Raw genomic sequence first — 23688 nt, forward strand, 5'->3', positions numbered from 1 at the left:
CCCATGGTGCAGTCTTGGGGCCGTGATCCGGCGAGCTTTAGTTTTCTATGACAGATTTCAGTCCCGCCGGGTGTGTATTGCCGCACCCGGAATTTCAGCAGCACATCGTTGTGTCCAGTGGCGAAGTGCTTTGCTCGGCCCAGGGGCCCATTCACGCTTCCCTCCCCGTACAGTTTCCCCCTGCGGTTAAAGATAAAGTTGCCAGCCACTACCTGGGAGAGTGGCGGGGCGACAGCTGTGGCGTGCATTATCTGCCGATTCGCCTGGATTTTCCCGGCTGCGAGTGGCGCAGCCTACGCAGCCTGTTGGGCGTCGTCGAGGAGTCGGTGTTTTTCCTGGTTGGCCGCGCGATGCAGATTGTGAATTGGGATCTGGACCACCAGTTCTGTGGGCGCTGTGGTCTTCGCACCGTGTACCACTCGCGGGACCGCGCAAGGGTGTGCGATCACTGCACGCTGGCGGTGTACCCCCGTATCTCGCCCTGTGTCATCATGCTGGTGACGCGCGGAGACGAGTGTCTGCTGGCGCGACATGCCAGGCATCGCCAGGCACTGCACACTGCGCTGGCAGGCTTTATCGAGCCGGGTGAAAACGCGGAACAGGCACTCGCGCGCGAAGTGCTTGAAGAAGTCGGGCTTGAAACCGGACGTGCGCGTTATGTGGGCAGCCAGTCCTGGCCATTTCCCGGACAGCTGATGATCGGTTTCCTGGTAGAGGCCGTGGGCGGCACTCTGGTGCCTGATCAGGAGGAAATTTCCGAGGCGCGCTGGTTCCATCGCAATGAAGTCCCGGCAACCATTCCTCCGGCAGAAACCCTCTCGGGACAATTGATACGAACATTTATCGAACAAAAAGGGTGAAGGGCGCTATTGCCCTTGGCTGAATAATTATTAGGCAAGGAACAAGATAATGTATATCGCGATTACATTTCTGATCGCCTTTGTCGCTCTGTTACTGGTGTTTTGGGGCGGCAAGGTACTGCTTAAAGGCAGCTGGTTGTTGGGTTTTCTGCGAGGCACCGTCGGCCTGTTGCTATTGGCAGGGGCGTTACTGATCGTGCTGGTGGCGCTCGATGTCTACAGTTATCGCAACCTGGCGGAAGAGCACAGCGTCGGTACGGTTTCCTTCGAGCGCCTTGGCGATCAGCACTTCATGGTGAAATTTGCCGATGACGACGGTATTTCCAAGGAGTTTGAACTCTATGGAGACCAGTGGCAGCTGGATGCCAGGATGTTGAAGTGGAAAGGCGCTCTTGCGCGTTGGGGCATCGAGCCGGCTTATCGATTGGACCGCCTGAGCGGGCGCTATCTTACGTTGCAGGACGAGCGCAACAAGGAGCGCTCCGTATACGCCCTGGATGAAAGCGGCCATGTGGTCGACGTATGGAGCACTTTGCGCAATATGGATAACCGGCTGCCGATTGTGGACGCGGTCTATGGCAGTGCTACTTTCTTGCCTATGGAAGACGGTGCTGTATACGAGGTGCGGATCAGTCATACAGGGCTGCTTGCGCGCCCGCTAAATCAGCAGGCGCGTTCGGCGTTGAACGAGTGGCAGTAGAGCCAGACAGGCAGTTGCAAGAACCGATAGCAGTTAAAAGAACCGATAGTAATTGGGGGTTGAGTGGAATTTTTGAGTGAGTACGGCCTGTTTCTGGCGAAGGTGGTCACTGTTGTGGTGGCACTGTTGGTGGTAATCGGAATCATCGTTGCCAATCGGGCACACACCAAGGATCGGCAGCCCGGTCATATTGCCGTAACCCGTTTGAATGACCGCTTTGAGGAAATGAAAGAAACCTTGCTCGAGGCGGTGATGGACCATGCCGATTACAACGAGCGCAGAAAGCAGCAGGAAAAAGACAAGAAAGCGGAAGCCAAGGCGAATGCGAAAAAGCGCAAAGCAGAACTGAAAGCGGCGGCCAAAGCGCGCAAGGAAGAAGCGAAAAAAACTGGCGCGAACGAGAGCCGCGAAGTGAAAGCGGCGGAGCAGGCCGAGGCAGATGCAGAGGCCGGTGTCAGCGGGGAGGTGAGCGATGCAACTGCAGATGAGCCCGTTGTGGCAACTGGAGCGCAGGCGGATGCACGCAAGCGTCTGTTTGTGGTGCATTTTGACGGGGATATCAAGGCCAGTGCCTTGACCAACCTGCGCGAAGAAATCACTGCAATTTTGCAGATCGCGGAAAAGGGCGATGAGGTGGTTGTGTGTCTGGAGAGCCCCGGGGGGATGGTCGCAAACTACGGCCTCGCGGCCAGCCAGCTGGCGCGGGTACGCAGTGCTGGCGTCAAACTGACCATCGTCGTAGACAAGGTGGCGGCCAGTGGCGGTTACATGATGGCCTGTGTGGCGGATCGTATTCTGGCAGCACCGTTTGCAATGCTCGGGTCGATCGGTGTTGTTGCACAGTTGCCGAACTTCCACCGCCTGCTGCAGAGAAATGACGTGGATTTCGAGCTGTTTACCGCCGGTGAATACAAGCGCACAGTGACCATGTTCGGGGAAAATACGCCGGAAGGAAAAGAGAAATTCCAGAGTGATCTGGAGGAAATCCATACGCTGTTTCAGCACTTTGTATCGGAGTATCGCCCGCAGCTGGATATCGGCAAAGTGGCTACCGGGGAAGTATGGTTCGGTCAGCGTGCCCTGGACCTCGCGCTTATCGATGAGATCAAGACATCGGATGAGTATCTCACCGCGCGCGCGGAGAACTCGGACCTGTTCCAGGTCGAGTACAAAGAGCGCCAGAATATCGCCAAGAAAATTGGTTTTGCTGCGCAGGCAGGGATAGAGGGGGCGCTGTCCCGTTTGTTATCCCGTCTCGCCGCCTGGCGTCATCAGGCACAGTGAAAATAGGGCGTCTTTCGGGGGGCTCTCTCAGGAATTCGTTCAGGAGCGGGGCCGTGCTTTTTTTGGGTGCGGCTCGCGGATAGACCGGCATCAGTATGCTCGGATCGGTTAAGGGAATTGTTATGGCTGGCAATACTTTTCGCGCGATGCTGGTAGAGGAGGTGGCTGCGGGGAAATACGATCAGGTAATCGTTGATCGTCTTGTATCCCAGCTGCCGGATTATCCGGTTGCTATCGCTGTCACCCATTCTTCATTGAATTACAAGGATGCGCTGTCGGCGTTTGGTAATCGTGCAGTTACCCGGGAATACCCGCATACCCCGGGTATTGATGCGGCGGGTACGGTGATCTCCGATGAAAGCGGTACCTTTGCCCCCGGCGACAGGGTGCTGGTAACCGGTTATGACCTGGGGATGAATACTTCCGGCGGCCTTGCCGAGCGGATTGCCACGCCAGTCGAATGGGTGGCGCGCCTGCCGGAAGGGCTCACCGCGCGCGAGGCCATGACCCTGGGGACTGCGGGACTGACCGCAGGACTGTGTGTCGAGAAGCTGCTTGAAGCCGGTGCCCGGCCTGCGGACGGCGAGGTACTGGTCACCGGCGCTACTGGCGGCGTGGGTTCCATCGCCGTGGCACTGTTGGCGAAGCTCGGCTTCAAGGTGGCTGCGGTGACCGGCAAGCTGGAGTCAGCGGAATTCCTCACCAGTCTGGGAGCCTGGAAAGTCCTCGACCGGGAAACCCTGGCACCGTTTGCGGACAAGGCCATTGCCAAGCCTCTGTGGGCATGGGCGGTGGATTCAGTGGGTGGGGAAACCCTGTTCAATGTCATCAAGTGCCTCAAGTACGGCGGCGGTGTTGCCGCGTGCGGTATGGCTTCGGGCGCGCAGTTTCAGGCCAATGTATTTCCCTTTATTCTCCGCGGTATCAGCCTTTTGGGTGTGGACAGTGTGGAGCTCCCCTTGCCAAAGAAGACCGAGGTATGGGAGAAGCTCGCGGGAGACTGGTATATCGGCGAGCAGCTGCAGAAGATTGCCGAGGACATCTCCCTGGATCAGGCGCCGGAATTTCTCGCGCGACTGCATCGGGGCCACGGCATAGGGCGTTACGTAGTGGATATGACCCGATAACGCGATTGTGGTCAAAACTGTGAAATTGCACGCAGCCTTGCCATGACCTCGGTGTCAGGCGCGCCTGTTGCCTGCTATGCTGAACCACAGTGCCCTATGGCCAAAATAATTTCCCATGGGATAGATCGCTCGAGATATGGGCAGATTGGAAAAAATATCCCTGGTTTTGTCGATCTGGTAGCAAGCTTTGTCGGTGAATATCCCGCCCCCTCCCCAATCTCACAACGCCGGCGCGCTCGTGCTTTCCGGCGGTGGCGCCCGTGCGGCTTACCAGGTGGGTGTGCTGAAAGCGCTGGCGGAGCTGACGCCGGATTCCGAGCCTCATCCATTCAAGATCATTTGTGGCACATCAGCCGGGGCCGTGAATGCGCTGGTGCTGGCCACGCATACCGGGACCTTCAAGGAGGCGGTGGCGCGTCTTTACGACCTGTGGCTGGGCCTTACCGTCGATCAGATCTATCGCAGCAACTTGAGCAGCCTGCTCGGGAATATCTTTACCATCTCGCGATCCTTTTTTAACCACGGTGTTGCGCGCCGCAAGCCTCTCGCGCTTCTGGATAATCTTCCACTGCGAGAGCTGGTTACGGAGGTGGTGCCGTTTGGCAATATCCAGCGCAATATCGATGAGGGGCGCCTGCGTGCGGTCAGCATCAGCGCTATGTCCTACAACCAGGGCGAGTCGGTCAGCTTTTTTCAGGGTAGTGAAGACCTGAAAGAGTGGCGGCGTTTCCGGCGATGCGGCGAGCGAACCGAGCTTACGGTGGAGCACCTGATGGCTTCGGCCGCGATTCCCACGCTGTTCCCTTCGGTTAAAATTGGCGACGAATATTTTGGCGATGGCGCCGTGCGACAGTTGGCGCCGATCAGCCCGGCATTGCACCTGGGCGCAAGCCGTGTGTTTGTGGTGGGTGTCTCGGACAACCGCTCCCCGGTACACTGGGGGAAGCGGCGCACGGTGGCAAAGCATTCCCCATCGCTGGCGCAAATTGGCGGTCAGCTGTTCAACGCAGCATTTATCGACAGCCTTGAAGGGGACCTCGAGCACCTCGACAGGGTGAATCTGCTACTGGACTCGGTGGACGAAAAACTCCTGCCGGAGCTGGCGCCTTTGCGCGCTGTGGAGTCGGCAGTGATTGAACCGAGCCAGAGTCTGGATCGAATTGCGGGACGCAAGGTGCGTTACCTGCCGCCGGCACTGCGCTGGCTGTTCCGCTCCACCGGTGCCACGACTTCTGGTGGCGGGGCTTCTGCGGCCAGCTATCTCCTGTTTGAACAGCCTTACTTGGGCGAACTGATGGAGTTGGGTTACCAGGATGCGATGTGGGAGCGGGAAAAATTGCGGGATTTTCTCCGTCCGCGGACCCAGCTGGTGGAAGCCCAACAAAAAAGTTTATTTGGAATCCGGGTCAAACCGGCAACGGAAGCAAGCAATGGCAATACTCCGTCCTGAAACGTATTTTACCCTCCGCGGAAACATCCAGCGCGGGCTGGCGATTGGTCTGTGCGCGGCGCTCGCTGCCTGTAGTGGCACTGTTACCCAGGATACCGACAGCGATGGGGCTCTGCGTCAGCAAAACCAGAGCGAATACCGGCAACTGCTACGAGAAGCTTATCAGCTGAGTTTTACCCTGGACTTTGACCGCCTGCGCAAGGCCTACGTGCAATCTCCAGAATATAATCCCTATGGCGGGATGAAGCTGGAAGGTTTACCGGAAGCCTACAGCTCGGTGGAGCAGGCGGATTTTGACAATTGCCTGCACAACGTCGACCGGGTACTGAAGACCAATTACATGAGCCTGGAAGCGCATATGATTGGGGTCGTGTGCAGTGGACAGGCGGGCGAGTTTGAACGCGAGGACCAACACCGCTATATGGTGGAGGGGTTGATGACCTCCATCGAAAACAGCGGCGACGGCAAATCCCAGGAGAGTGCTTTCCTTACCATCAGCACCTCTGAATTGCGGGGCTTCGTACGTTTGAAAGGCCTGCAGGTACTCGATCAGTCCATCGTGTATGACAAGCAGGGAATCTACGACAAAATGCAGGTGCGCGACCCCGAGTCTGGTGAAGAATATCCGCTGTTTTTTGATGTAAGCCAGCAGTTTGCCCGGGGCTCCGGGGGGGAGTAAGTCTTCCTGATGGCCAGCGCAGCCCCGGAGCTGCGCGTTTACCTTCTTTAGCCGTTCACCCCTCACATCAGGAATTGGCTGAGTTTTTCCCAATCAAAGCGGCGTGTTTTGCGGTCGCTGAACAGAATTTCCACCCGCTCATCCTCCCATTTGATTACCCGCCCATAGCCCAGCTTCTGGTGGCGAATACTTTCTCCCAGCTGCGGTTTTTTCTGCACTGCCTGCGGTGCATTGATATCCGGATTGTAATCGCAGGCAGCCAGGTACCTGAGGGCAAGCCGGGTTATCGGCACCCGGGTGGTGATATTGTCCGGGCGGGTTCGCAGTGTCTCGCCCAGCAGGTTGCTGAGTGAAAGGTGCATTTCATCCAGAAACAGCGACGGTTTCTGTTCCGAATCACTGCTCGTTACCTTGCCTTTATCGGCTTCCTGTGCCGGGGTCAGCAGGTACAACTGCTTTTTCGCCCGGGTCATTGCCACGTACATCAGGCGGCGTTCGCTCTCCGTCGAGGCGGGCGTGGAAAAGTCGCGCTGCGGTTGGTAGGGCATGTTGTGTACGGTCAGGGCCGGAATGATTACCTGATCCCATTCCAGCCCCTTGGCCTGGTGCATGGTGGTGATCTGGATGGCTTCAGCAGGCCCGGTATCCTCGTCGTTACTCGTGGATTGATCCCGGCTGCGATGTTGTTGCTGCAGCTGTTGCAGGTGTTCGAGGGTTTCCCTCGGGGGTTGGTGCAGCTGATCCAGATACTGGCAAAACGCGAGGATGGTCTGTTGCTTTTCTTCGGCCTGCTGGCGATTGAATGCGTCGTCGCCAATACCGCTCAGGTAATCCAGCTCTCCCAGCTGGCGGCGCACCAGTTCACCGCCATGGCCGCGCCACTTTTCCACCTGCTGTAACAGTTCCGCGCGCTGGCGCAGGCGCTTGATTTGCGGCTGGCTGAGGGATTCGGGAATCAGTTTAAGTAACTGTTTGCCCCATCCGCTGCTGTACTGGCTGAGTCGTTCACACACAGGCTCGAGTACCGCGCGGGCGATGCGAATATGCGGGGCGGTGAGCCACTCATAGAGGCCCTGTGCGCGACGCTTTGCAGTCTGCTCGGCAAATCGGCCCGCGGCAATATTCAGGCTCCAGAACAGCGGGCGCAATTCGCGGCGGGAGAGTACCGTATTGCGGTTACCGGAGCGGTAGGGAATGTTGTTTGCCAGCAGCGCCAGCTCCAGGGGGGCCGCCAGTGACCAGAGGCGGACCAGTATGGCGATTTCGCCGAGGGGAAGCCCCTGCTTCTGGCAGCGGCGTACATGATCCACCAGCCACTTGCCCTCATTGCCGGTGCTTACCTGATGCAGCTGGGTCTCTGCATCGGGTCTGCCGGAAAGACAGAACACGTCCGCGCGCTCGCGGTTGTTGTGAATGAAGTGGTTGGCAGCCAGGGACAGGCTGTGCCCGTAGCGAAAAGTGCGGCTCAGTTGATAGGTGTTGGAGGTCGGGAAGTCCCCATCGAACAGGCGCAACAGAAATTCCGGGCGCGACCCGCGCCACTCGTAGATGGTCTGATCCGGGTCACCGATGGCGATTACGTTACCGGATTTTCCGTACAGGACGCGCAGCAGGTAGTGCTGCACCGCATTGATATCCTGGTATTCATCCACCAGGATATCCTGGTAGCAGCTGCCGTATTCTTCGGCAACTTCTGGCCGCATGCTAAACAGTATCGCAGGGTCGTAAATGAGGTCCGCGTAGGTCACCGCTTTCTGTTCGCGCCGCCAGTCCTCGAAATGACGGAATACCTTCAGAAAATACAGATATTCGTCGCCCAGCTTGAGTTGCTGAAACGCGCTCAGGTCACCGGTAAGAATGGTTTTGGTGTAATCGACAAAAAACTCTGCGGCCTCAGTCTCCGATTGCTTGCGCGCGCGGATATCTTCGAGTTCATCGGGCGGCGCGCAGGCTTCAATCGCTTTCCAGATCTGCAGCTGTACCAGTGATTGCGGCAGCGGGCTGAGGTTGACCGGGGCCAGGTGTCCGCGGGCAATCATGCGCTGATACAGGCGGTAGCCAATACTGTGAAAGGTATTCACCGCGGGGACCCTGTTTCCACACAGGGCCTTGAGGCGCTGGCTGAAGTCCTCTTTGGCACTCCGGTTGTACATCAGTACCAGCATGTCCTGCGGCGCAATGCCTGCTCCCAGCCGGTTTTTGATGTAGTGGAGCAGGGCGGTGGTCTTGCCGGACCCGGCTACCGCAATGATTTTTGCATGACCGCCGGGATGGTTGGCGATGGCCTTTTGCTCATCCGTGAGATGGGACTCGTCACCTGACATGAAAACTCTGCACTGCCTGAAAAATACTGGATATATTGCCAGTATTGAGGGGGCGGGTACAGGTCTTTTATACGCTATCGGTGGCTGCGGGGGGATCTTCGGCCTCCCGTTGCAAGGCCAGTTCTGCGATGTAAGAGGACAGAAATACTCGACCGGTGAGGTGCTCGAGAAGCTTGGAGCGGCTCAGACGATCCAGCACCGGGCCTTTGACTTCCGACAGATGCAGGCGAATATCGCGGTTTCTGAGGTCCTTGTTGATCTGTTGCAGACGCTCCAGAGCGGTGCCGTCAATGCGGCTCACGGAAGAGAGGATCAACACCAGCTCGCGGGTGTCCGGATGGCGTTTCAACTCGCTCAGCAGGCGGTCTTCCACGGCGCTGATATTGCTGAAAAACAGGCTTTCATCGATACGCAGGAACAGCAGGTTCTTCTGTGTTTCCACATCGTAGCGCACCACATTGCGGAAGTGTTCGGTGCCTGGCATACGGCCAACCACAGCAATATGCGGGCGGCTGCTGCGCCAGATCAAGGTAGCGAAGGAAAGCCCTATTCCCAGTGCAATGCCCACTTCCACGCCAAACAACAGAACGCCGGCAAAGGTGCACAGCATGGCGATACCGTCGGTTCGGTCGTAACGCCAGTTGTGCACGAAGCCTTTAAAGTCAAACAGGCTGGCGGCGGCAACGATGATGATGGCTGCGAGTACGGTCAGTGGCAGCTCACTGAACAGTCCGGTGAGATACAGCAGGATCGGGATCATCAGCAGGGCCGACAATACCCCGGCCAGTGGTGACTTGGCCCCGGCCTCGGCATTGACCGCTGTGCGGGAAAAACTCCCGGCCACGGGCAGGCCGCCGGAAAGTGCGCTGGTGATGTTCGCTGCACCCAAACCCAGCAATTCGCCGTCCGCATTGAGACGTTCACCGCGCCGGGCTGCCAGCGCCTGGGCAATGGAGTGGCTTTCCACAAACCCGAGCAGCGCAATAATCAGCGCTGGCAGCAATAGCTGGTAGATCATGGCCCAGCGGAAATCCGGTAGCGACAACTTCGGCAGCCCGGCGGGAATCTCACCGACGATGGCGAGCTTGTCGCCGAGCTTGAGCCAGTGCACCAGAGCAATTGCACAGAGCACCAATAACATGGGCATCAGCCGAGCGGCGAGGCGTGCGATCTGTTTCGGTGTGCCCAGTCGGAACAGCAGCATCGGCAGCCACAGGCGACTGAAAATCAATATGGCCGCCGTGGCGACACCGAATGCCATGGTAGGTAAGTGCGCCTGTGGCAGGTTCTCCAGCACGTGAAACAGCTTCACCGAAGCCGTGTCCCCCTCCGCCTCAATGCCGAGGATGGCGGGCAGCTGGCCGACGATGATCAGTGCGGCGGCACCAGAGACAAAACCACTGATGACGGGGTGGCTCAACAGATTGGAAAGTGCGCCCAGCTTGAACAGCCCCATCAGGAAAAGGAAAAGGCCGCTGAGCAGGGTGAGCATGATCGCAGCGGCGATATAGGCAGGGCTGCCGATGGCCGCCAGTGACGACAGGGCCGACACGGTCATCAGGGAAAGGACGGCCGCAGGCCCCACGGACATGGCGCTGCTACTGCCGAAGGTAGCGTAGGCAATCAGGGGGAGCAGACTCGCGTAAAGGCCCACATGGGGCGGCAGGCCGGCGAGCAGTGCATAGGCCAGCCCCTGAGGCACCAGTAACATACCGGACACCAGAGCTGCTGTGAGGTCTGCTGGCAGCCACTGGCGCTGGTAACTTGTCAGCCAGTTGGGAAAGAAGTTTTTAACCCGCATTGCTTGTGCTGTTTGAGGTCGGGGGCAGGGTAGACCTCAACAGGATAGCTGGTGCAATGCGGGCTCCGCCAGTGACAGCGGATTCCGTGCCGTATGTTCGCTCCGCTTAGCTGGCCGCCCGGTTTCGATTTTCAAACCCGCGGAATACGAGCATGCCGGTCACCATCGCCAGAGTGAAAACCAGCGCACCGGCTTCTGCGGCGCCGGTTGCCACAATGCCCGGGCCTGGACAGAAGCCCGCGAGCCCCCAGCCAATGCCGAAAACCAGGCTGCCAAGCAACAGGCGTTTGTCGAGCTCGCGCTTGGTAGGCAGGTTGATTTCACCTCCGAGAACGGCAGTCTGACGTTTTTTCGCCAGCGTAAAAGCGGGTAGCCCCACGGCGATGGCGCCGCCCATGACCAGGGCCAGGGATGGGTCCCAGGCGCCGAACAGGTCGAGAAAACCGAGGACTTTTTCCGGGTTGGCCATGCCGGACAGCAGCAGGCCGAAGCTGAAAATCAAACCGGAAACAAAGGCGGAAAGAGTGACTTTATTCATTGCTTCAGGCTCCCAGCAGGTGGCGGACGACATACACAGTGGCGAAGCCACCAAACATAAAGGTCATGGTGGCGGCCAGTGACCGGGGCGACAGGCGCGAAAGACCGCAAACACCGTGCCCGCTGGTGCAGCCGGCAGCGTAACGCGTACCGATACCCACTAGCAGGCCGGCAGCGATCAGTACCGGATAGCTGGCGCGGATCTCGATCGCGGGGAGGGCGTGGAATATTCCCCAGATGGCGGGCCCGGCCAGCAGCCCCAGGATGAAGGCGAATTGCCAGCCGCGCTGACCGCGTTCGTTATTCAGCAGGCCGCCCAGGATGCCGGAGATTCCGGCGATGCGGCCGTTCATCAGGATGAGCCATGCGCTGGCAAGTCCGATCAGAAGGCCGCCGGCGAGGGCGGTCAGGGGGGTAAATGCGTTCCAGTCGATGTTCATGGTGGCGAGTTACTCCGCGCAATACAGTTGATACAAAGTTTGTAGCAGGGTGAGAACCTTCGGGTCAGCGACCCGGTAATACACCCGTTTGCCTTCCCTGCGGGTGGTTACCAGGCCCTCCCGGCGCAACACACCCAGTTGTTGCGAAAGGCTGGGCTGGCGGATGTCCAGGCGCTCTTCCAGGTCGCCCACACACAGCTCTTCCTCGCACAGCTGGCAGAGAAGTAGCAGGCGATCCTGATTGCCCAGCGAACGCAGCAGCAGGGAGGCCTCCCCGGCAGCTGCCCGCATCTTGTCTAGCTGGATGTCGCCGTTGTCAGGCATGGCCGGCATAGGAAGCTCCGCAGAACAGTTAAGTTAAAAACATTATATTGAAATGTATATCGTTCACAAGTATATTTGTTCTGGTTATTTAAATATTCCCATTTGTTCTATATGGCCGGAACGCGGCCTGTTGAAGGGGTACCCAGGATGCAGACTATGACTGAAGCCGATCGTCACCCACTTGTACAACCGTTTCTCGACACCGCCACAGAGACCTGGAGCTATGTGGTTTACGACCGCGCAGGCGGCTCCGCGGCGGTGATCGATGCGGTTCTCGACTTTGACCAGGCCTCGGGCCGCACCAGCACAGAAGGCGCGGAAAAGATCGTGCAGTTCGTGCGGGAGAATGACCTTACGGTCGAGTGGGTACTGGAGACCCACGCCCATGCGGACCACTTGTCGGCAGCGCCGTTTGTGCGCGAGCAGCTCGGCGGCAAGATCGCCATTGGTGACCACATTCGTCAGGTTCAGGGTATTTTTCGCGACGTGTTCAACCTGGAAAAAGAGTTTCTGGTGGACGGCTCGCAGTTTGACCACCTGTTCCACGACGGCGATACCTTCAAGATCGGCGCGCTGGAAGGGCGGGTTATCTATGTGCCCGGTCACACCCCGGCGGATATGGCGTGGCTGATCGGTGATGCGCTGTTTGTGGGCGATACCCTGTTCCTGCCGGATGTGGGCAGCGCACGCTGCGACTTCCCTGGTGGCGATGCTCGCGCTTTGTATCAGTCCGTGCAGAAGTTACTGTCCATGCCCGCGGAAACCCGCATGTTCATGTGTCACGACTACCCGCCCAATGGCAGCCGCGAGCACCAGTGTGAAACCACCGTTGGTGATCAGAAGCGTAGCAACATCCATTTGCACGAAGGTGTGAGTGAGGATGAGTTTGTAAAAATGCGTACAGAGCGCGATGCCACCCTGGACATGCCGCGACTCATTTTGCCATCCATCCAGGTGAACATCCGCGCAGGCCAGATGCCGCCGGCAGAAGAGAATGGCACCGTGTATCTCAAGGTACCGATCAACAAGCTGTGATTTCGGTATTGCACAAGTGCAATACCACCGAGAGATATTTCACAGCGGAAAAATTAGTTGGAGTAAGTGATGGATAGCAAGCAACTGGATTCCCTGGTGTCCGTATCCGCGGAGCCGACACTGGATCAGATTACTGCTTTGGGCCAGCAAGGTATCGAAGTCGTGGTATGCAACCGCCCGGAACAGGAAGCGGAAGGGCAGCCGACGTTTGCCGAGCTCGAGAAGGCCGCGCAAGCGGGCGGGATGACCTTTGTGGCCATTCCGTTTTCCCGCGGTCAGATGCAGCCACAACATTGCCTGGCTTTTGCGGAATTGCTCGATAGCGGCAAGAAGGTGCATGCATTCTGCCGTACCGGCAACCGCTCCTGTAACCTGTGGGCGGGGGCGCGCTGCCTGAGTGGTGCCGACAGAAAGGAACTTCACCAGGCCGCGCAGCAGGCCGGATTTGATATCAGTGGCGTACTGGTGAGCTACTGAGGAGCTCTGTGTGTGAAAGAACTCTTCAGTAGGGATGCGGGCCGCTCTCTGGCCCGCTTTCTCCCCGCAGCTGCCTGGCTCCCGGCTTACTCCCTGAGTGCCCTGCAGAAGGATCTGCTGGCAGCGGTCATCGTCACCATCATGCTGATTCCGCAGTCTCTGGCCTATGCACTGCTGGCCGGGTTGCCGGCGGAAGTGGGCCTCTATGCGAGTATCGCACCGCTGATTGCCTATGCGCTGTTTGGCAGTAGCAGAACCCTGTCGGTCGGGCCGGTGGCAGTCGCTTCGCTGATGAGCGCGGCAGCGCTCGGGCAGGTCGCGGCCCAGAACACCGCCGACTACCTGCTGGCGGCGATGCTGCTGGCGCTGCTATCGGGGCTGTTCCTGTTTCTGCTGGGTGTACTGCGCCTCGGGTTTCTCGCCAACTTTCTTTCCCATCCGGTCATTTCCGGGTTTATCACCGCGTCCGGGATTCTGATTGCGTTCAGTCAGCTGAAGCATCTGATGGGCGTCACCGCGCACGGGGACAACCTGCCCGAGCTCGCACATTCCATGTTTGCCGGTATCGGGCAGATCAATCTGTATTCTCTCGCACTGGGTGCCGGTGTCGTTCTCTTCCTGATCTGGTCGCGGGGCAGTGCAGTGCGTGTTCTGCAGCGCCTGTCGCTATCAAAAAATACCGCCGGCTTAATCGTGAAGGCCGCGCCTGTGGTCGGTGTACTCGCGACCATTTTTCTCGCCAGCGGGTTTGACCTGGAAGGCAAGGGCGTCAAGCTGGTGGGTGAAATTCCCAGTGGCCTGCCGCAGCTTGTGTGGCCGAATTTTTCTCTGGAACTGGTGCAGCAATTGCTGGTGCCGGCGATCATGATTTCCATTATTGGCTATGTGGAATCGATTTCTGTCGGCAAGACCCTGGCAGCCAAACGTCGCCAGAAAATAGACATGAACCAGGAACTGATCGGCCTGGGGGCCGCCAATATGGCCTCGGGTTTTTCCGGTGGCTTTCCGGTAACCGGCGGTTTTTCCCGCTCGGTAGTAAACTTTGATGCGGGCGCAGAGACCCAGCTGGCCAGTGTGTTTACCGCACTTGGTATTGCCCTTGCCGCAATGTTCCTCACTCCGTTTCTGTATTACCTGCCCAAGGCCACACTGGCGGCGACGATCATTGTTGCGGTGCTTTCGCTGGTAGATTTTTCCATTCTGCGAAAAACCTGGCGTTATTCGCCCAGCGATTTCTTTGCCGTACTGGTGACGATTGTAGTGACCCTGCTGTTCGGGGTGGAAATGGGGGTGTCCTGCGGGGTGCTGGCATCCATCGTGCTGTTCCTGTACCGGACGTCCAAACCACATATCGCGGAAGTCGGGCTGGTGGAGGGCACCGAGCATTTCCGTAATATCCAGCGTCACCAGGTGCGCACACTGCCGCAGATTCTGACAATCCGTGTGGATGAAAGCCTGATGTTTTCCAACGCAGCGTTTCTCGAGGAGCGGATTTACGGAGACATCGCTACAACGCCCGAAGTCAAGCATGTGATCCTGATGTGTAGCGCCATCAATGAAATTGACTGGAGTGCGCTGGAAACACTCGAATCTATCAACGAGCAGCTGCGCGCTTCCGGGATCTGTTTCCACCTCTCCGAAGTCAAGGGGCCGGTTATGGATTCGCTGTCTAAGAGCGGCTTTCTGGACATGCTTTCGGGAAAGATCTTCTTCACTCAGTTCCAGGCGTTTACCACGTTGCGTGACAACCTGGATGGCTGCTAGAAACGCACCCAAGACGTAAATCCTGGGTATCAGGTAAGCAGGTCAGTGAAACAGGTAGGGAAAAAGTGCTTTCTTTTCCTCGTCACTGAGTGACTCTACCCGCAGGATGTTATTGCGCGGAATGCTGTCCGGGTCCGGGTAGTTTTTCAGGCCGCGCTCCAGGCTCTCTTCGCGCAGCAAGTGCAGGATGGGGTAGGGGGCGCGGTTGGTCAGGTTTTCCGTATCCTCGGGTGCCGTATCCGCGAACTGGTAGTGGGGGTGGAAGCTGGCAATCTGGTAGATACCTTCATAGCCCTGGCGCTTCAGCAGCCATTCCGCCTCTTCGAGAAAAAAATTGTAATCGTGGAAGTCCTGCAGGTGGGTGGGGAGGATCAGCAGGCTGGTTTCCACTTCCTCCATGGAGGTTCGATCCAGCACTTGAAACTCATCCTGCAGTTCCTCGAGCAGTACTTCATCGCTGGTGGCGTCGCTCACCACAAAGCGGATTTGTCCCGCGCGCAGGGGCTTGCGTGCGAAGGGGCAAAGATTGAGCCCGACCACCACATCCTGCAGCCATCGCTCTACCTGGGCAATTACCGGATCACTATCGGTCATCGAATTTCTGCGCGCTTACCACATCAGATCATCAGGGATTTCGTAGTCCGCATAGGGATCGTCTTCATCCACCGCGGTATTGTTCTCCGGCGGTTGTACAACCATGGCCGGGTTGCGCTCGGCGATCTTGTCCGCAACTACTCGCGGAACCAGCTCGAAATGGTCTCCCTCTCCAACGATCAGCAGGCGGCCCGCGGTGAGGTGTTCCTGTACCGCACTGGAGACAAAGATCTTTTTCACCTTTTTCTCAAAAGTGAAGTGGTAGGCGATATCGTCCTGGCCTTTGGGGCCCTTGGATTGCTTGTTGCGCTCGATCAACTGTTTGATTTGGGCGGCAATCGCCTTCTGCCGGGCGGCGGCCTCGCGCTGGGCATTCAGTTCCCGGTCCCGGGCAATCTTAGCCGCGCGAGCGGCCTCCGCGGCCTGCTTGGCTTCATCCACCTGGACTTCACCAGACTTCTTGGCCACTTTGCTCTGTTTGCGTTTTTCCTTGCCAATCTGTTTGGCTGTCTTTTTGTCGACCAGTCCGGCCTTAAGCAGTTGGTCTTGAAGTGAAGCCATGGGGGGAACCTGTCTCAGCGGATAATGGGTAATCCGAGGCATTTTAACGGATCTCGGAGGCCCTTGGCCAAGCCTTGTTACACCTGAGGTATAGCGCGCAGCGGTGTACACGACCAGCTGGCCGTGCTCTGTCCTGCAGGAAGGGATGAGAAAGAGCTGGGGCAGGTTAGGGGGGGATCTGGGCCCCGTTCTGTGCCAGCTAGGCGGTTACCGAGTCTTTCCGCTGGGCGTAGGCCGTCAGGTAGTCGAGCATGGCCCGGTTAACGGCTTGCGGTTGCTCCAGTGTGGAGAGATGGCCGGCGCGAGGAATGATGTTGATCTGGGCATGAGGCAGACGGGCTGACAGGGCTTCAGAGCATGCGGGTGGCAACGAGATATCGTCATGGCCCACCAGTACCAGCGCGGGCTGGGTGATGGAAGACAGGCGGTGATTCAGTGAATCCCGTGCGCACAGGGCATTGGCCACGTTTTCGATCGACACCAGTGACATGGCAGCGAACTTTTTCTTCCAGTATTCGACCAACCCCGGTTGGGATTCCAGGGTATGTTTGCCAAACATCAACTTGGCCACCGTGGGCAACAGCGGTGAGATACCCAGTAGTTTGGCGATCGCCACCATGGTTTTGTACTTGAAGATCTTGAAGCGGGTTTCGGTACCCGCGTGGGTGTCCAGCAATATCAGGCCGCTCACCCGCTCGGGGTGGGTGAGGGCCGCACGCAATGCGATCATGCCGCCAATCGAGAGCCCCGCCCAGGTTGCGCTGGTGACCTGCTCTTTGTCCAGCACCGCGATAACATCATCCGTCATCGCGTAAATATCCAGTGGCGTATCCGCAACGCTGGATTTGCCATGGCCACGCAAGTCTACGTTAATCACCCGGTACTTCCCGGCCAGCGCGGTAAGCTGCTGGTTCCACATTTCCCCATCGCAGAGAAAGCTGTGTAACAGCACCACAACCGGGCCGTTGCCGGTGCACTCGTAGTAAATGTCGCGACCGTCATGATGGACTGTGGGCATGGGCTCAGACTCTAGGGCGTTTCTGCGAAGTTACTGGACTCTGGTCAGTAACCAGGTTGCTTACTACTTGGTAAACACCAGGTTGACGGATACCGGCACGAGGGGACTGATACTGTCCAGACCGGCGACTTGGCGCAGTTTTTCGATCCCTTCGAGCAGCTTGTAGTTGCCCGCATTGACCATGATCGGTGCGGTGGAGGTGATCAGCAGGCGATTGCCGTCCAGGGCCGTAACCTGCAGGTGGGCCTTTTCCGTTTGTTGCGAGCCGTGAATATCAACGGTGACGTCTGCGGAAACAGTCTGGGTTTGGCCGGCTTTCATGGCGCCCAGCTTGTCGGCATCCACCTGTGCGGAAACGGTTGCCTTGGCAAATTGCGCAGTATCGAACAGCATCTTCTGCATGCGCTCGTTGCGAATCGGGATATTGGTTTCCACGCTCGCCAGGTCGATGGTCAGGCTGGCTTTGCCATCATCGGCAATGGTGCCGCTCAGGCTTTTAAAGTGGTGGGTTTCCGCAATAGTCGATTTCTTGACGGAAACAAAATTGACACTGGAGTCTTCTCCGGCCAGTTGCCAGTCGGCCAGGGCGGTAACTGGCAGCGCCAGTAGGGACAGCAGCGCAAGGGACTTGAGCGACATAGGGTAATTCTCCTGTTTCAGCCGGATTTGGATTAATCGTCAAAGCTGACCGCGGATATTTATCGACCAGATCTGACTTGTCAGTTTCAGATGGGAAACATTATCAGGCGGCAGGCCGCGGTACCAGTAAAGATAAGTAAAAAAAGTAAAGTAAAAAAGCAACGTCAAAGTGTGCGCACTTTGACGTTGGGTCGGGTTTTGGGGGCCTTGTTACTCGGCAACCCGTTCTACTTTCGGGGGAGACCACCCGGGGAGCTTTTCCAGATCCGGTACGTAGACCCGCATGGTGAGGCTCAGGTCGAGGTCCTTGCGCTCTATCGGCAGCCAGTTTTCTTCCGGCACGCCGTCCGGCTTTTCCTTGGCGATATAAATTGAAATACCGACGTCATCATTCAGCTTCATCCCCGCATTTTCACCGACACTGTACTTTTTTCTTTCGTTCGGAATGAAGAAGCCGTTCTTCAGGTCGTACAGGGTCAGTGACCAGAAGGCCCCTGCTGGAGGCAATTCATCTGCAGACATATGCAGCACATAATCGTGCATGGCATTCATCGGTTTGCCATCCGCGGTGCTGACGCTTGGGTAGACCGCTTCTTCCATGGGCAGGCCGATGGGACCAAATACCGACACGGTCAACAGGGTTTCCAGATCAGTCTGACCTTTGGGCTGGAACATTTTGGGCTGCAACTGGGCCATTTTTTCTGCATCTGCACTTGAGGCCAGCGTTTCTTTTTGGATGCGTTCTGCCATATCCCGGATACGGTCCTTATCGATATTGGCGACTTTGTCGGCATCGAAAGTGTTCCCCGGTTCAATACCGAAGTACTTGTAAAGCGCCAATATGGACTGGTCCTCGGGGTTGTCCTGAGAGAAGGTGGTGTGGTTGAACACAAACTGCATCACTTCAAACAGGTTGTCGCCGAACACTGCGACATCGGTTTCACCCACGGCCGGAAAATCGACGGGCTCCGCGGGGAGTGCCGGCTTGCCGATAAATGTGCTGAGCGTTACCGGCGTTACGCTTTTCATCTGCTCGGTGATCTTGGCAAAGCGATCTTTATCCTGGCTGTGGGGCATCACGCGAAATACCGCAGAGACAAAGTCGCCGCTGGCTTCAAATACCATATCGACCCCCTCCACCGGCTCGCCATCATAGTTTTGTGTGCGCTCGCTGTAGATGAGCAGGGTCAGCGGTTTCTCAAAGTCGCCGACGCGGGTGGACAGGGGAACATTCACATAGTGATCGTAGGCGGTGATCATCAGGGACGCGTAGTCGGTATCAAAGGCGGGGACCCTGAGAATGACGGGGTCCGTGCGCAGGTCCAGCAGGCAACTGATATACAAAGTGTCATTGTTGGGGCGCGCAATTTCGCGCGTTGTATGGTCCTTGAGTTCGGTATCTGCATCGCAGGCATTCCAACCGCCAATGGTGGCGGCGAACTTGTTATTGACGTTGTACATCGTCACATACTGGTATGACCGGGTGACCAGGTCTTCCAGCAATTCATCGCTCATTGCCACATCCGCGCGGTCGGCATCGGTCTGATCGTCGGTACCTGCGGCGTCCGTGCCTTGTGGCGCCGCAGTCACGCTCTGACTCATCTCTGAATTCGCTTTGCCCCCGTTGTCATTGCTACAACCGGACAGCCATAGTCCGCTGAGGACGGCGCCCAGAAGCATGAAGGTGAAACCGGCGGATGCACTTTGCCTAAGAAGCTGCATGAGTATTCCCTTTTTCGTTCGCTTTCGAGCCGAAAACGTTCGGCGAAGGTGTTCTTAGAGAACTTAGCTATAGAAAGCGTAGACGAATTTAAGCGCCACCTGGGGTGGGGCGTCGGGTGGGGAAATACACAAAAAAAGCCGGCTGGCGCCGGCTGCAATCATTGAGGATGTTTCCCAGTGGTGGCGGTTGGGGTATCCGCCGGGGAGGGCCGGATGCCGCTGGGAAACCGACATCCGGGTTTGGGTCTGGTGTTGCGATCAGCTGGCCATCGACAGGGCTTCTGCCGGCTCGTCGCTGACCGAAGTACGGATCAGGTGATCAAAGGCACCCAGCGCGGCGGTGGCACCGGCGCCCATGGAGATAACAATCTGCTTGTAGGGCACCGTAGTGGCGTCACCGGCGGCGAACACCCCGGGAATGGAGGTGGCGCCGCGACTGTCAATCACGATCTCGCCCATACGGTTCATTTCCAGGCCGCTGTCCTTCAGGAACTCGGTATTCGGCACCAGCCCGATCTGTACGAAGACGCCCGCCAGTTCCAGTTGTTTACTCTCGCCGCTGACCCGATCGATGTACTGAAGGCCATTGACCTTGCTGCCATCGCCGAGCACCTCGGTGGTCTGCGCATTGGTGATGATGTCGATATTGGCCATAGAGCGCGCCTTGCGAACCAGCACTTCATCCGCGCGCAGGGTATCGGCGAACTCCAGTACGGTAACGTGCTTTACGATGCCCGCCAGGTCGATAGCGGCTTCGATACCGGAGTTACCACCGCCGATCACAGCCACGTGCTTGCCCTTGAAGAAGGGGCCATCGCAGTGCGGGCAGTAGGCCACACCCTTGGTGCGGTATTCAGCCTCGCCGGGAACACCCAGCTCGCGCCAGCGTGCACCGGTGGCGAGTACCAGGGATTTGCTCGCGAGGGTGGCGCCGCTTTCCAGTTCCAGCTCGATCATCTGCCGCCGCTGAAGGCTCGCAGCACGCTGACCGGTGATGATGTCGACACCGTACTCTTTTACATGCTGCTCCAGGCCAGCGGACAGTTTCGGGCCCTCGGTATAGGGCACCGAGATAAAGTTTTCGATACCCACGGTATCCATGACCTGACCGCCGAAGCGCTCGGCCACGAGACCGGTGCGAATGCCTTTGCGCGCTGCATAGATCGCCGCCGCGGCACCCGCCGGGCCCCCGCCCAGTACCAGCACGTCGTAGGGCTCGCGCTCGTTCAATTCTTGCGCCTTGCGCGCATCGGCACCGGTATCGATTTTGTCGACGATTTCTTCGAGGCTCATACGGCCCTGGCCGAAATACTCACCGTTGAGGTAGACCGCGGGCACCGCCATGATCTGGCGCTCGTCCACTTCTTCCTGGAACAGGGCACCGTCGATCATCTCGTGGGTGATGTTCGGGTTCAGTTTCGCCATCAGGTTCAGCGCCTGCACCACGTCCGGACAGTTCTGGCAGGACAGCGAGATATAGGTTTCAAAGTGGAATTCACCCTGGATGTTGCGGATCTGCTCCTGCAGCTCCGGGTCCGCCTTGGACGGGTGGCCGCCGGCTTGCAGCAGGGCGAGAACCAGGGAGGTGAATTCATGTCCCATGGGGATGCCGGCGAAGCTTACACGCGGGGTTTCTCCGGCTGGCGCAATGGCCATGCTCGGGGTGCGCTTGCGGTTCTCCTGCTTCAGTTCGATCTTGCTGGAGAGGCCGGCAATTTCGCTGGCGAGGTTGCTCAGTTCAACAGCCTTGGGGCTGCTGTCGGCGGACACACTGATCTCGATCGGAGTGACGATATTCTGCAGATAGGTGTCCAATTGTTTCTTTACGTTTGCGTCCAACATCGGTGTGTCCTGGTATTCGGTAGTTTGCGGTTCTTTGTCTAGTCCTGTGGCGGTGCTGCTGACAGGTGCAGCCTTGCAAAACACGCCGTGAACCCATCCATGGGGGCTCTTCCGCGAGGTCCCTCTCGCGGAAGGTTTCGCAAGGCTGCCCCTGCCATCAGCACCTTCCCAGCAAGTTCAGTGCTCTGACCTAGTCGGGATGCACTTGCTCTTAGATCTTGCCTACGAGGTCCAGTGAAGGCGCCAGAGTTTCTTCACCTTCCTTCCACTTGGCCGGGCACACTTCACCCGGGTGGGCGGCAACGTACTGGGCAGCCTTGATCTTGCGCAGCAGGTCCTGGGCGTCGCGGCCGATACCGCCAGCGTTGATTTCAACGATCTGGATCTTGCCTTCCGGATCGATCACGAAGGTGCCGCGGTCCGCGATGCCTTCTTCCTCAATCATCACACCGAAGTTGCGGGTGATGGTGCCGGTGGGGTCGCCGATCATCGGGAACTGGATCTTGCCGATGGTCTCGGAAGTGTCGTGCCAGGCCTTGTGAGTGAAGTGGGTGTCGGTAGAGACGGAGTAGATCTCAACACCCAGCTTCTGGAACTCGGCGTAGTTGTCGGCCAGGTCGCCCAGCTCCGTCGGGCACACGAAGGTGAAGTCCGCCGGGTAGAAGAAGACCACAGACCACTTGCCTTTCAGGTCCGCGTCGGACACGTCGAAGAAGTCTCCAGACTGGTAGGCCTTGGCGCTGAACGGTTTGATTTCGCTGTTGATGTAGTTAGCCATGGTATTTCCTTGTCTCCTGAGAGAAATTTTGCCCCGCGTTTTGGGGCGTGGGTTATCGGGTACGGGTGAAATGCTATTAGCCTGCCATATTTAATAAAAATTATTGATTTAAATGGCTGTAATTGGCTTTTGCTATCACGGCAAGCGCATAGATAGCCATGCCGGCAGGTGCGGTTCGTTTGAGTTGAGGAGGGTGTGACGATGGTAATGGGGCGCTAAAGCCCACTGTGAAGAGACTGGACTGGATAAGCGGGTGCCAGTTGTCCGCTTTTGGTGTTCGGCGGCTATTGGTCTACCCTTGTCAGATGTGGCCGCCCGCTGGTCGAGCCCCGTATGATAAAAATCATAAATAACTGCAATCGCCGAGGTGCTGCACGAACCTCCCGGCAAATTTAACTCAAAAAAATCTGGCCTACTTGCTCTCGTCGAGAAATCACCGCACGTTACCCGCTATGTGGCCAAGGAAAGCACTATGAAACTCGCCATCCTGTCCCGAGGACCAACCTGCTATAGCACCCGTCGTTTGAAGGAAGCCGCGGTCAACCGCGGTCACGATGTTAGCGTTCTGGATACCATCAAATTTGCAATCGACCTGGAGCGCGGTGCGCCGGATCTTTACTATCGGCAAAAGCAGATTGCCGATTTCGATGCGGTACTGCCACGCATTGGTGCCTCCATTACCTATTACGGTACTGCCGTCGTCCGCCAATTTCAGGAAATGGATGTCTTTTGTGCAAATACCGCCCACGGTATCAACAACTCCCGAGACAAGCTGCGCAGCTTGCAACTTCTCAGTCGGCATCAGATCGGTATTCCCCGGACCACCTTCGTTCACAGCAAGAAAGACGTGCTGCCGGCTATTGACCGGGTGGGCGGCGCGCCGGTTGTGATCAAGTTGATCGAGGGCACCCAGGGTATCGGCGTCCTGTTGGCGGATACGGTCAAGCAGGCGGAAGCCATCATTGAGCTGCTTCAGGCCCAGAAACAAAATGTGCTCATCCAGAAATTCGTTGCCGAGAGCAAGGGCAAGGATATCCGTGCGTTTGTGGTTGGTGATCGCGTAGTGGCGGCAATGCGCAGGGTGGCTCAGGGCCAGGAGTTCCGCAGTAATGTCCACCGTGGCGGTATCGCAGAGCCGGTGGATTTGCCCCAGGAGTATATCGATACCGCCGTGCGTGCCACCCAGATTATGGGATTGCAGGTGGCCGGGGTCGATATGCTGGAGGGAAGTCGTGGACCGCAGATACTGGAGGTGAACTCTTCGCCGGGGCTCGAGGGCATTGAAACCTGCACCGGTCTCGATGTGGCGGGCGCGGTTATCGAATATATCGCCGCCCAGGTGGACTTCCCCGAGATCGATGTACGCCAGCGTCTGACGGTCAGTCGCGGATACGGCGTGAGCGAAATCTATATCCCTGAAGGATCCAAGTTTGTGGGGAAAACGATCGCCGAAACCCAGTTGGACGAACACGATATCAATGTGCTGACGCTATACCGCGGAGCAAAGATTATTCCAAACCCCAAGCAAGAGAGAGTACTGGAGCCCTACGACAAACTGCTGTGCTTCGGCAAGTTGGAAGCCATGCGCGGTATGGTTCCCGCAAAGACGCGCCGCAGGCGTCAGCCGGATATCTCGGATCTGCCTGCTGATGCATATTCTGCAGCCGATATCGAGCCGGTGGAGTAGCGGGCAGGGATAGGCCGTTGATCGGTTGCGCCAACTGTTCGGTAT

The 23688-nt window shown here is 57.7% G+C and carries 22 protein-coding genes and 1 pseudogene; 11 read left to right on the forward strand and 12 right to left on the reverse strand.

The features are described from left to right. Positions 1-47: 47 nt before the first annotated feature. The 6 genes from nudC to HUW35_RS14170 all read left to right on the forward strand — a co-directional run bounded on the left by nudC (position 48) and on the right by HUW35_RS14170 (position 6100). Complete coding sequence (gene nudC, locus HUW35_RS14145; protein ID WP_181252904.1) at positions 48-860, forward strand: NAD(+) diphosphatase; 813 nt, start codon at positions 48-50, stop codon at positions 858-860. Between the two features lie 49 nt (positions 861-909). Continuing rightward, entirely contained in the window at positions 910-1560 is a 651-nt protein-coding gene (locus HUW35_RS14150) for a cation/multidrug efflux pump (RefSeq protein ID WP_181252905.1), read from the forward strand. 63 nt (positions 1561-1623) lie between these two features. Further along, entirely contained in the window at positions 1624-2844 is a 1221-nt protein-coding gene (gene sohB / locus HUW35_RS14155; protein ID WP_181252906.1) for a protease SohB, read from the forward strand. A 122-nt stretch (positions 2845-2966) separates the two neighbouring features. Beyond that, a complete protein-coding gene (locus tag HUW35_RS14160; protein WP_181252907.1) occupies positions 2967-3971 on the forward strand; it encodes a YhdH/YhfP family quinone oxidoreductase in 1005 nt (334 codons plus the stop codon). Between the two features lie 193 nt (positions 3972-4164). Further along, entirely contained in the window at positions 4165-5421 is a 1257-nt protein-coding gene (locus tag HUW35_RS14165; protein ID WP_255463318.1) for a patatin-like phospholipase family protein, read from the forward strand. Then, positions 5402-6100 carry a DUF4919 domain-containing protein gene (locus HUW35_RS14170; protein WP_181252908.1) on the forward strand — a complete coding sequence of 233 codons (699 nt, stop codon included), beginning with the start codon at positions 5402-5404 and terminating at the stop codon, positions 6098-6100. The genes HUW35_RS14165 and HUW35_RS14170 overlap by 20 nt, the downstream gene beginning before the upstream one ends. A gap of 62 nt (positions 6101-6162) precedes the next feature. On the opposite strand, the gene HUW35_RS14175 is transcribed toward HUW35_RS14170, so the two are convergent. From HUW35_RS14175 to HUW35_RS14195, 5 genes are all read right to left on the reverse strand, one after another. After that, on the reverse strand, positions 6163-8424 hold the full coding sequence (locus HUW35_RS14175) for an ATP-dependent helicase (RefSeq protein WP_181252909.1): 2262 nt from the start codon (positions 8422-8424) through the stop codon (positions 6163-6165). A gap of 67 nt (positions 8425-8491) precedes the next feature. After that, a complete protein-coding gene (locus HUW35_RS14180) occupies positions 8492-10225 on the reverse strand; it encodes a SulP family inorganic anion transporter (RefSeq protein ID WP_181252910.1) in 1734 nt (577 codons plus the stop codon). 106 nt (positions 10226-10331) lie between these two features. Next, on the reverse strand, positions 10332-10763 hold the full coding sequence (locus HUW35_RS14185; protein WP_181252911.1) for a DUF6691 family protein: 432 nt from the start codon (positions 10761-10763) through the stop codon (positions 10332-10334). A 4-nt stretch (positions 10764-10767) separates the two neighbouring features. Beyond that, positions 10768-11202: a YeeE/YedE family protein gene (locus tag HUW35_RS14190; RefSeq protein WP_181252912.1), complete on the reverse strand. Its 435-nt coding sequence runs from the start codon at positions 11200-11202 to the stop codon at positions 10768-10770. A 9-nt stretch (positions 11203-11211) separates the two neighbouring features. Next, positions 11212-11535 carry a metalloregulator ArsR/SmtB family transcription factor gene (locus HUW35_RS14195; protein WP_255463319.1) on the reverse strand — a complete coding sequence of 108 codons (324 nt, stop codon included), beginning with the start codon at positions 11533-11535 and terminating at the stop codon, positions 11212-11214. Positions 11536-11682: 147 nt separating this feature from the next. On the opposite strand from HUW35_RS14195, the gene HUW35_RS14200 reads away from it, so the two are divergent. The 3 genes from HUW35_RS14200 (at position 11683) to HUW35_RS14210 (ending at position 14802) form a co-directional block, all read left to right on the forward strand. Further along, positions 11683-12561 carry an MBL fold metallo-hydrolase gene (locus tag HUW35_RS14200; RefSeq protein ID WP_181252913.1) on the forward strand — a complete coding sequence of 293 codons (879 nt, stop codon included), beginning with the start codon at positions 11683-11685 and terminating at the stop codon, positions 12559-12561. A 69-nt stretch (positions 12562-12630) separates the two neighbouring features. Further along, on the forward strand, positions 12631-13038 hold the full coding sequence (locus HUW35_RS14205) for a TIGR01244 family sulfur transferase (RefSeq protein ID WP_181252914.1): 408 nt from the start codon (positions 12631-12633) through the stop codon (positions 13036-13038). A 12-nt stretch (positions 13039-13050) separates the two neighbouring features. Next, positions 13051-14802, forward strand: a complete 1752-nt coding sequence (locus HUW35_RS14210) for a SulP family inorganic anion transporter (protein ID WP_255463320.1) — start codon at positions 13051-13053, stop codon at positions 14800-14802. A 42-nt stretch (positions 14803-14844) separates the two neighbouring features. On the opposite strand, the gene HUW35_RS14215 is transcribed toward HUW35_RS14210, so the two are convergent. The 7 genes from HUW35_RS14215 to ahpC all read right to left on the reverse strand — a co-directional run bounded on the left by HUW35_RS14215 (position 14845) and on the right by ahpC (position 21956). Then, entirely contained in the window at positions 14845-15396 is a 552-nt protein-coding gene (locus HUW35_RS14215) for a DUF1415 domain-containing protein (RefSeq protein ID WP_181252915.1), read from the reverse strand. Between the two features lie 15 nt (positions 15397-15411). Further along, positions 15412-15957, reverse strand: a complete 546-nt coding sequence (locus HUW35_RS14220; protein WP_181252916.1) for a DUF2058 domain-containing protein — start codon at positions 15955-15957, stop codon at positions 15412-15414. A gap of 199 nt (positions 15958-16156) precedes the next feature. Then, on the reverse strand, positions 16157-16975 hold the full coding sequence (locus tag HUW35_RS14225; RefSeq protein WP_181252917.1) for an alpha/beta fold hydrolase: 819 nt from the start codon (positions 16973-16975) through the stop codon (positions 16157-16159). 63 nt (positions 16976-17038) lie between these two features. Then, a complete protein-coding gene (locus tag HUW35_RS14230) occupies positions 17039-17614 on the reverse strand; it encodes a YceI family protein (protein ID WP_181252918.1) in 576 nt (191 codons plus the stop codon). 210 nt (positions 17615-17824) lie between these two features. Next, entirely contained in the window at positions 17825-19216 is a 1392-nt protein-coding gene (locus HUW35_RS14235; protein WP_219932579.1) for a DUF1214 domain-containing protein, read from the reverse strand. Positions 19217-19594: 378 nt separating this feature from the next. Beyond that, entirely contained in the window at positions 19595-21178 is a 1584-nt protein-coding gene (gene ahpF, locus HUW35_RS14240; protein WP_181252919.1) for an alkyl hydroperoxide reductase subunit F, read from the reverse strand. A 211-nt stretch (positions 21179-21389) separates the two neighbouring features. Continuing rightward, positions 21390-21956 carry an alkyl hydroperoxide reductase subunit C gene (ahpC, locus tag HUW35_RS14245; protein WP_181252920.1) on the reverse strand — a complete coding sequence of 189 codons (567 nt, stop codon included), beginning with the start codon at positions 21954-21956 and terminating at the stop codon, positions 21390-21392. Positions 21957-22428: 472 nt separating this feature from the next. Between ahpC and rimK the strand changes: the two are divergent. Together rimK and HUW35_RS18905 are read left to right on the forward strand one after the other, a co-directional pair. After that, positions 22429-23352 (forward strand): annotated as a pseudogene (gene rimK, locus HUW35_RS14250) (30S ribosomal protein S6--L-glutamate ligase); the annotation flags it as partial. Then, on the forward strand, positions 23353-23643 hold the full coding sequence (locus HUW35_RS18905) for a cation:proton antiporter regulatory subunit (RefSeq protein ID WP_255463616.1): 291 nt from the start codon (positions 23353-23355) through the stop codon (positions 23641-23643). It begins immediately after the preceding pseudogene. The last annotated feature ends 45 nt before the right edge of the window (positions 23644-23688 follow it).

Origin of the sequence: Microbulbifer sp. YPW1, assembly GCF_013367775.1 — a bacterium.
GTDB lineage: Bacteria > Pseudomonadota > Gammaproteobacteria > Pseudomonadales > Cellvibrionaceae > Microbulbifer.

What these genes read in the sequence shown, in the direction of transcription:
- HUW35_RS14195 (WP_255463319.1), bottom strand. Translation starts at nt 11,535, where the DNA reads ATGCCGGCCATGCCTGACAACGGCGACATCCAGCTAGACAAGATGCGG.
- HUW35_RS14220 (WP_181252916.1), bottom strand. Translation starts at nt 15,957, where the DNA reads ATGGCTTCACTTCAAGACCAACTGCTTAAGGCCGGACTGGTCGACAAA.
- HUW35_RS14180 (WP_181252910.1), bottom strand. Translation starts at nt 10,225, where the DNA reads ATGCGGGTTAAAAACTTCTTTCCCAACTGGCTGACAAGTTACCAGCGC.
- nudC (WP_181252904.1), top strand. Translation starts at nt 48, where the DNA reads ATGACAGATTTCAGTCCCGCCGGGTGTGTATTGCCGCACCCGGAATTT.
- ahpC (WP_181252920.1), bottom strand. Translation starts at nt 21,956, where the DNA reads ATGGCTAACTACATCAACAGCGAAATCAAACCGTTCAGCGCCAAGGCC.
- HUW35_RS14175 (WP_181252909.1), bottom strand. Translation starts at nt 8,424, where the DNA reads ATGTCAGGTGACGAGTCCCATCTCACGGATGAGCAAAAGGCCATCGCC.
- HUW35_RS14205 (WP_181252914.1), top strand. Translation starts at nt 12,631, where the DNA reads ATGGATAGCAAGCAACTGGATTCCCTGGTGTCCGTATCCGCGGAGCCG.
- HUW35_RS14230 (WP_181252918.1), bottom strand. Translation starts at nt 17,614, where the DNA reads ATGTCGCTCAAGTCCCTTGCGCTGCTGTCCCTACTGGCGCTGCCAGTT.
- HUW35_RS14190 (WP_181252912.1), bottom strand. Translation starts at nt 11,202, where the DNA reads ATGAACATCGACTGGAACGCATTTACCCCCCTGACCGCCCTCGCCGGC.
- HUW35_RS14235 (WP_219932579.1), bottom strand. Translation starts at nt 19,216, where the DNA reads ATGAGTCAGAGCGTGACTGCGGCGCCACAAGGCACGGACGCCGCAGGT.
- HUW35_RS14160 (WP_181252907.1), top strand. Translation starts at nt 2,967, where the DNA reads ATGGCTGGCAATACTTTTCGCGCGATGCTGGTAGAGGAGGTGGCTGCG.
- HUW35_RS14150 (WP_181252905.1), top strand. Translation starts at nt 910, where the DNA reads ATGTATATCGCGATTACATTTCTGATCGCCTTTGTCGCTCTGTTACTG.
- HUW35_RS14225 (WP_181252917.1), bottom strand. Translation starts at nt 16,975, where the DNA reads ATGCCCACAGTCCATCATGACGGTCGCGACATTTACTACGAGTGCACC.
- ahpF (WP_181252919.1), bottom strand. Translation starts at nt 21,178, where the DNA reads ATGTTGGACGCAAACGTAAAGAAACAATTGGACACCTATCTGCAGAAT.
- HUW35_RS14215 (WP_181252915.1), bottom strand. Translation starts at nt 15,396, where the DNA reads ATGACCGATAGTGATCCGGTAATTGCCCAGGTAGAGCGATGGCTGCAG.
- HUW35_RS14170 (WP_181252908.1), top strand. Translation starts at nt 5,402, where the DNA reads ATGGCAATACTCCGTCCTGAAACGTATTTTACCCTCCGCGGAAACATC.
- HUW35_RS14200 (WP_181252913.1), top strand. Translation starts at nt 11,683, where the DNA reads ATGACTGAAGCCGATCGTCACCCACTTGTACAACCGTTTCTCGACACC.
- HUW35_RS14185 (WP_181252911.1), bottom strand. Translation starts at nt 10,763, where the DNA reads ATGAATAAAGTCACTCTTTCCGCCTTTGTTTCCGGTTTGATTTTCAGC.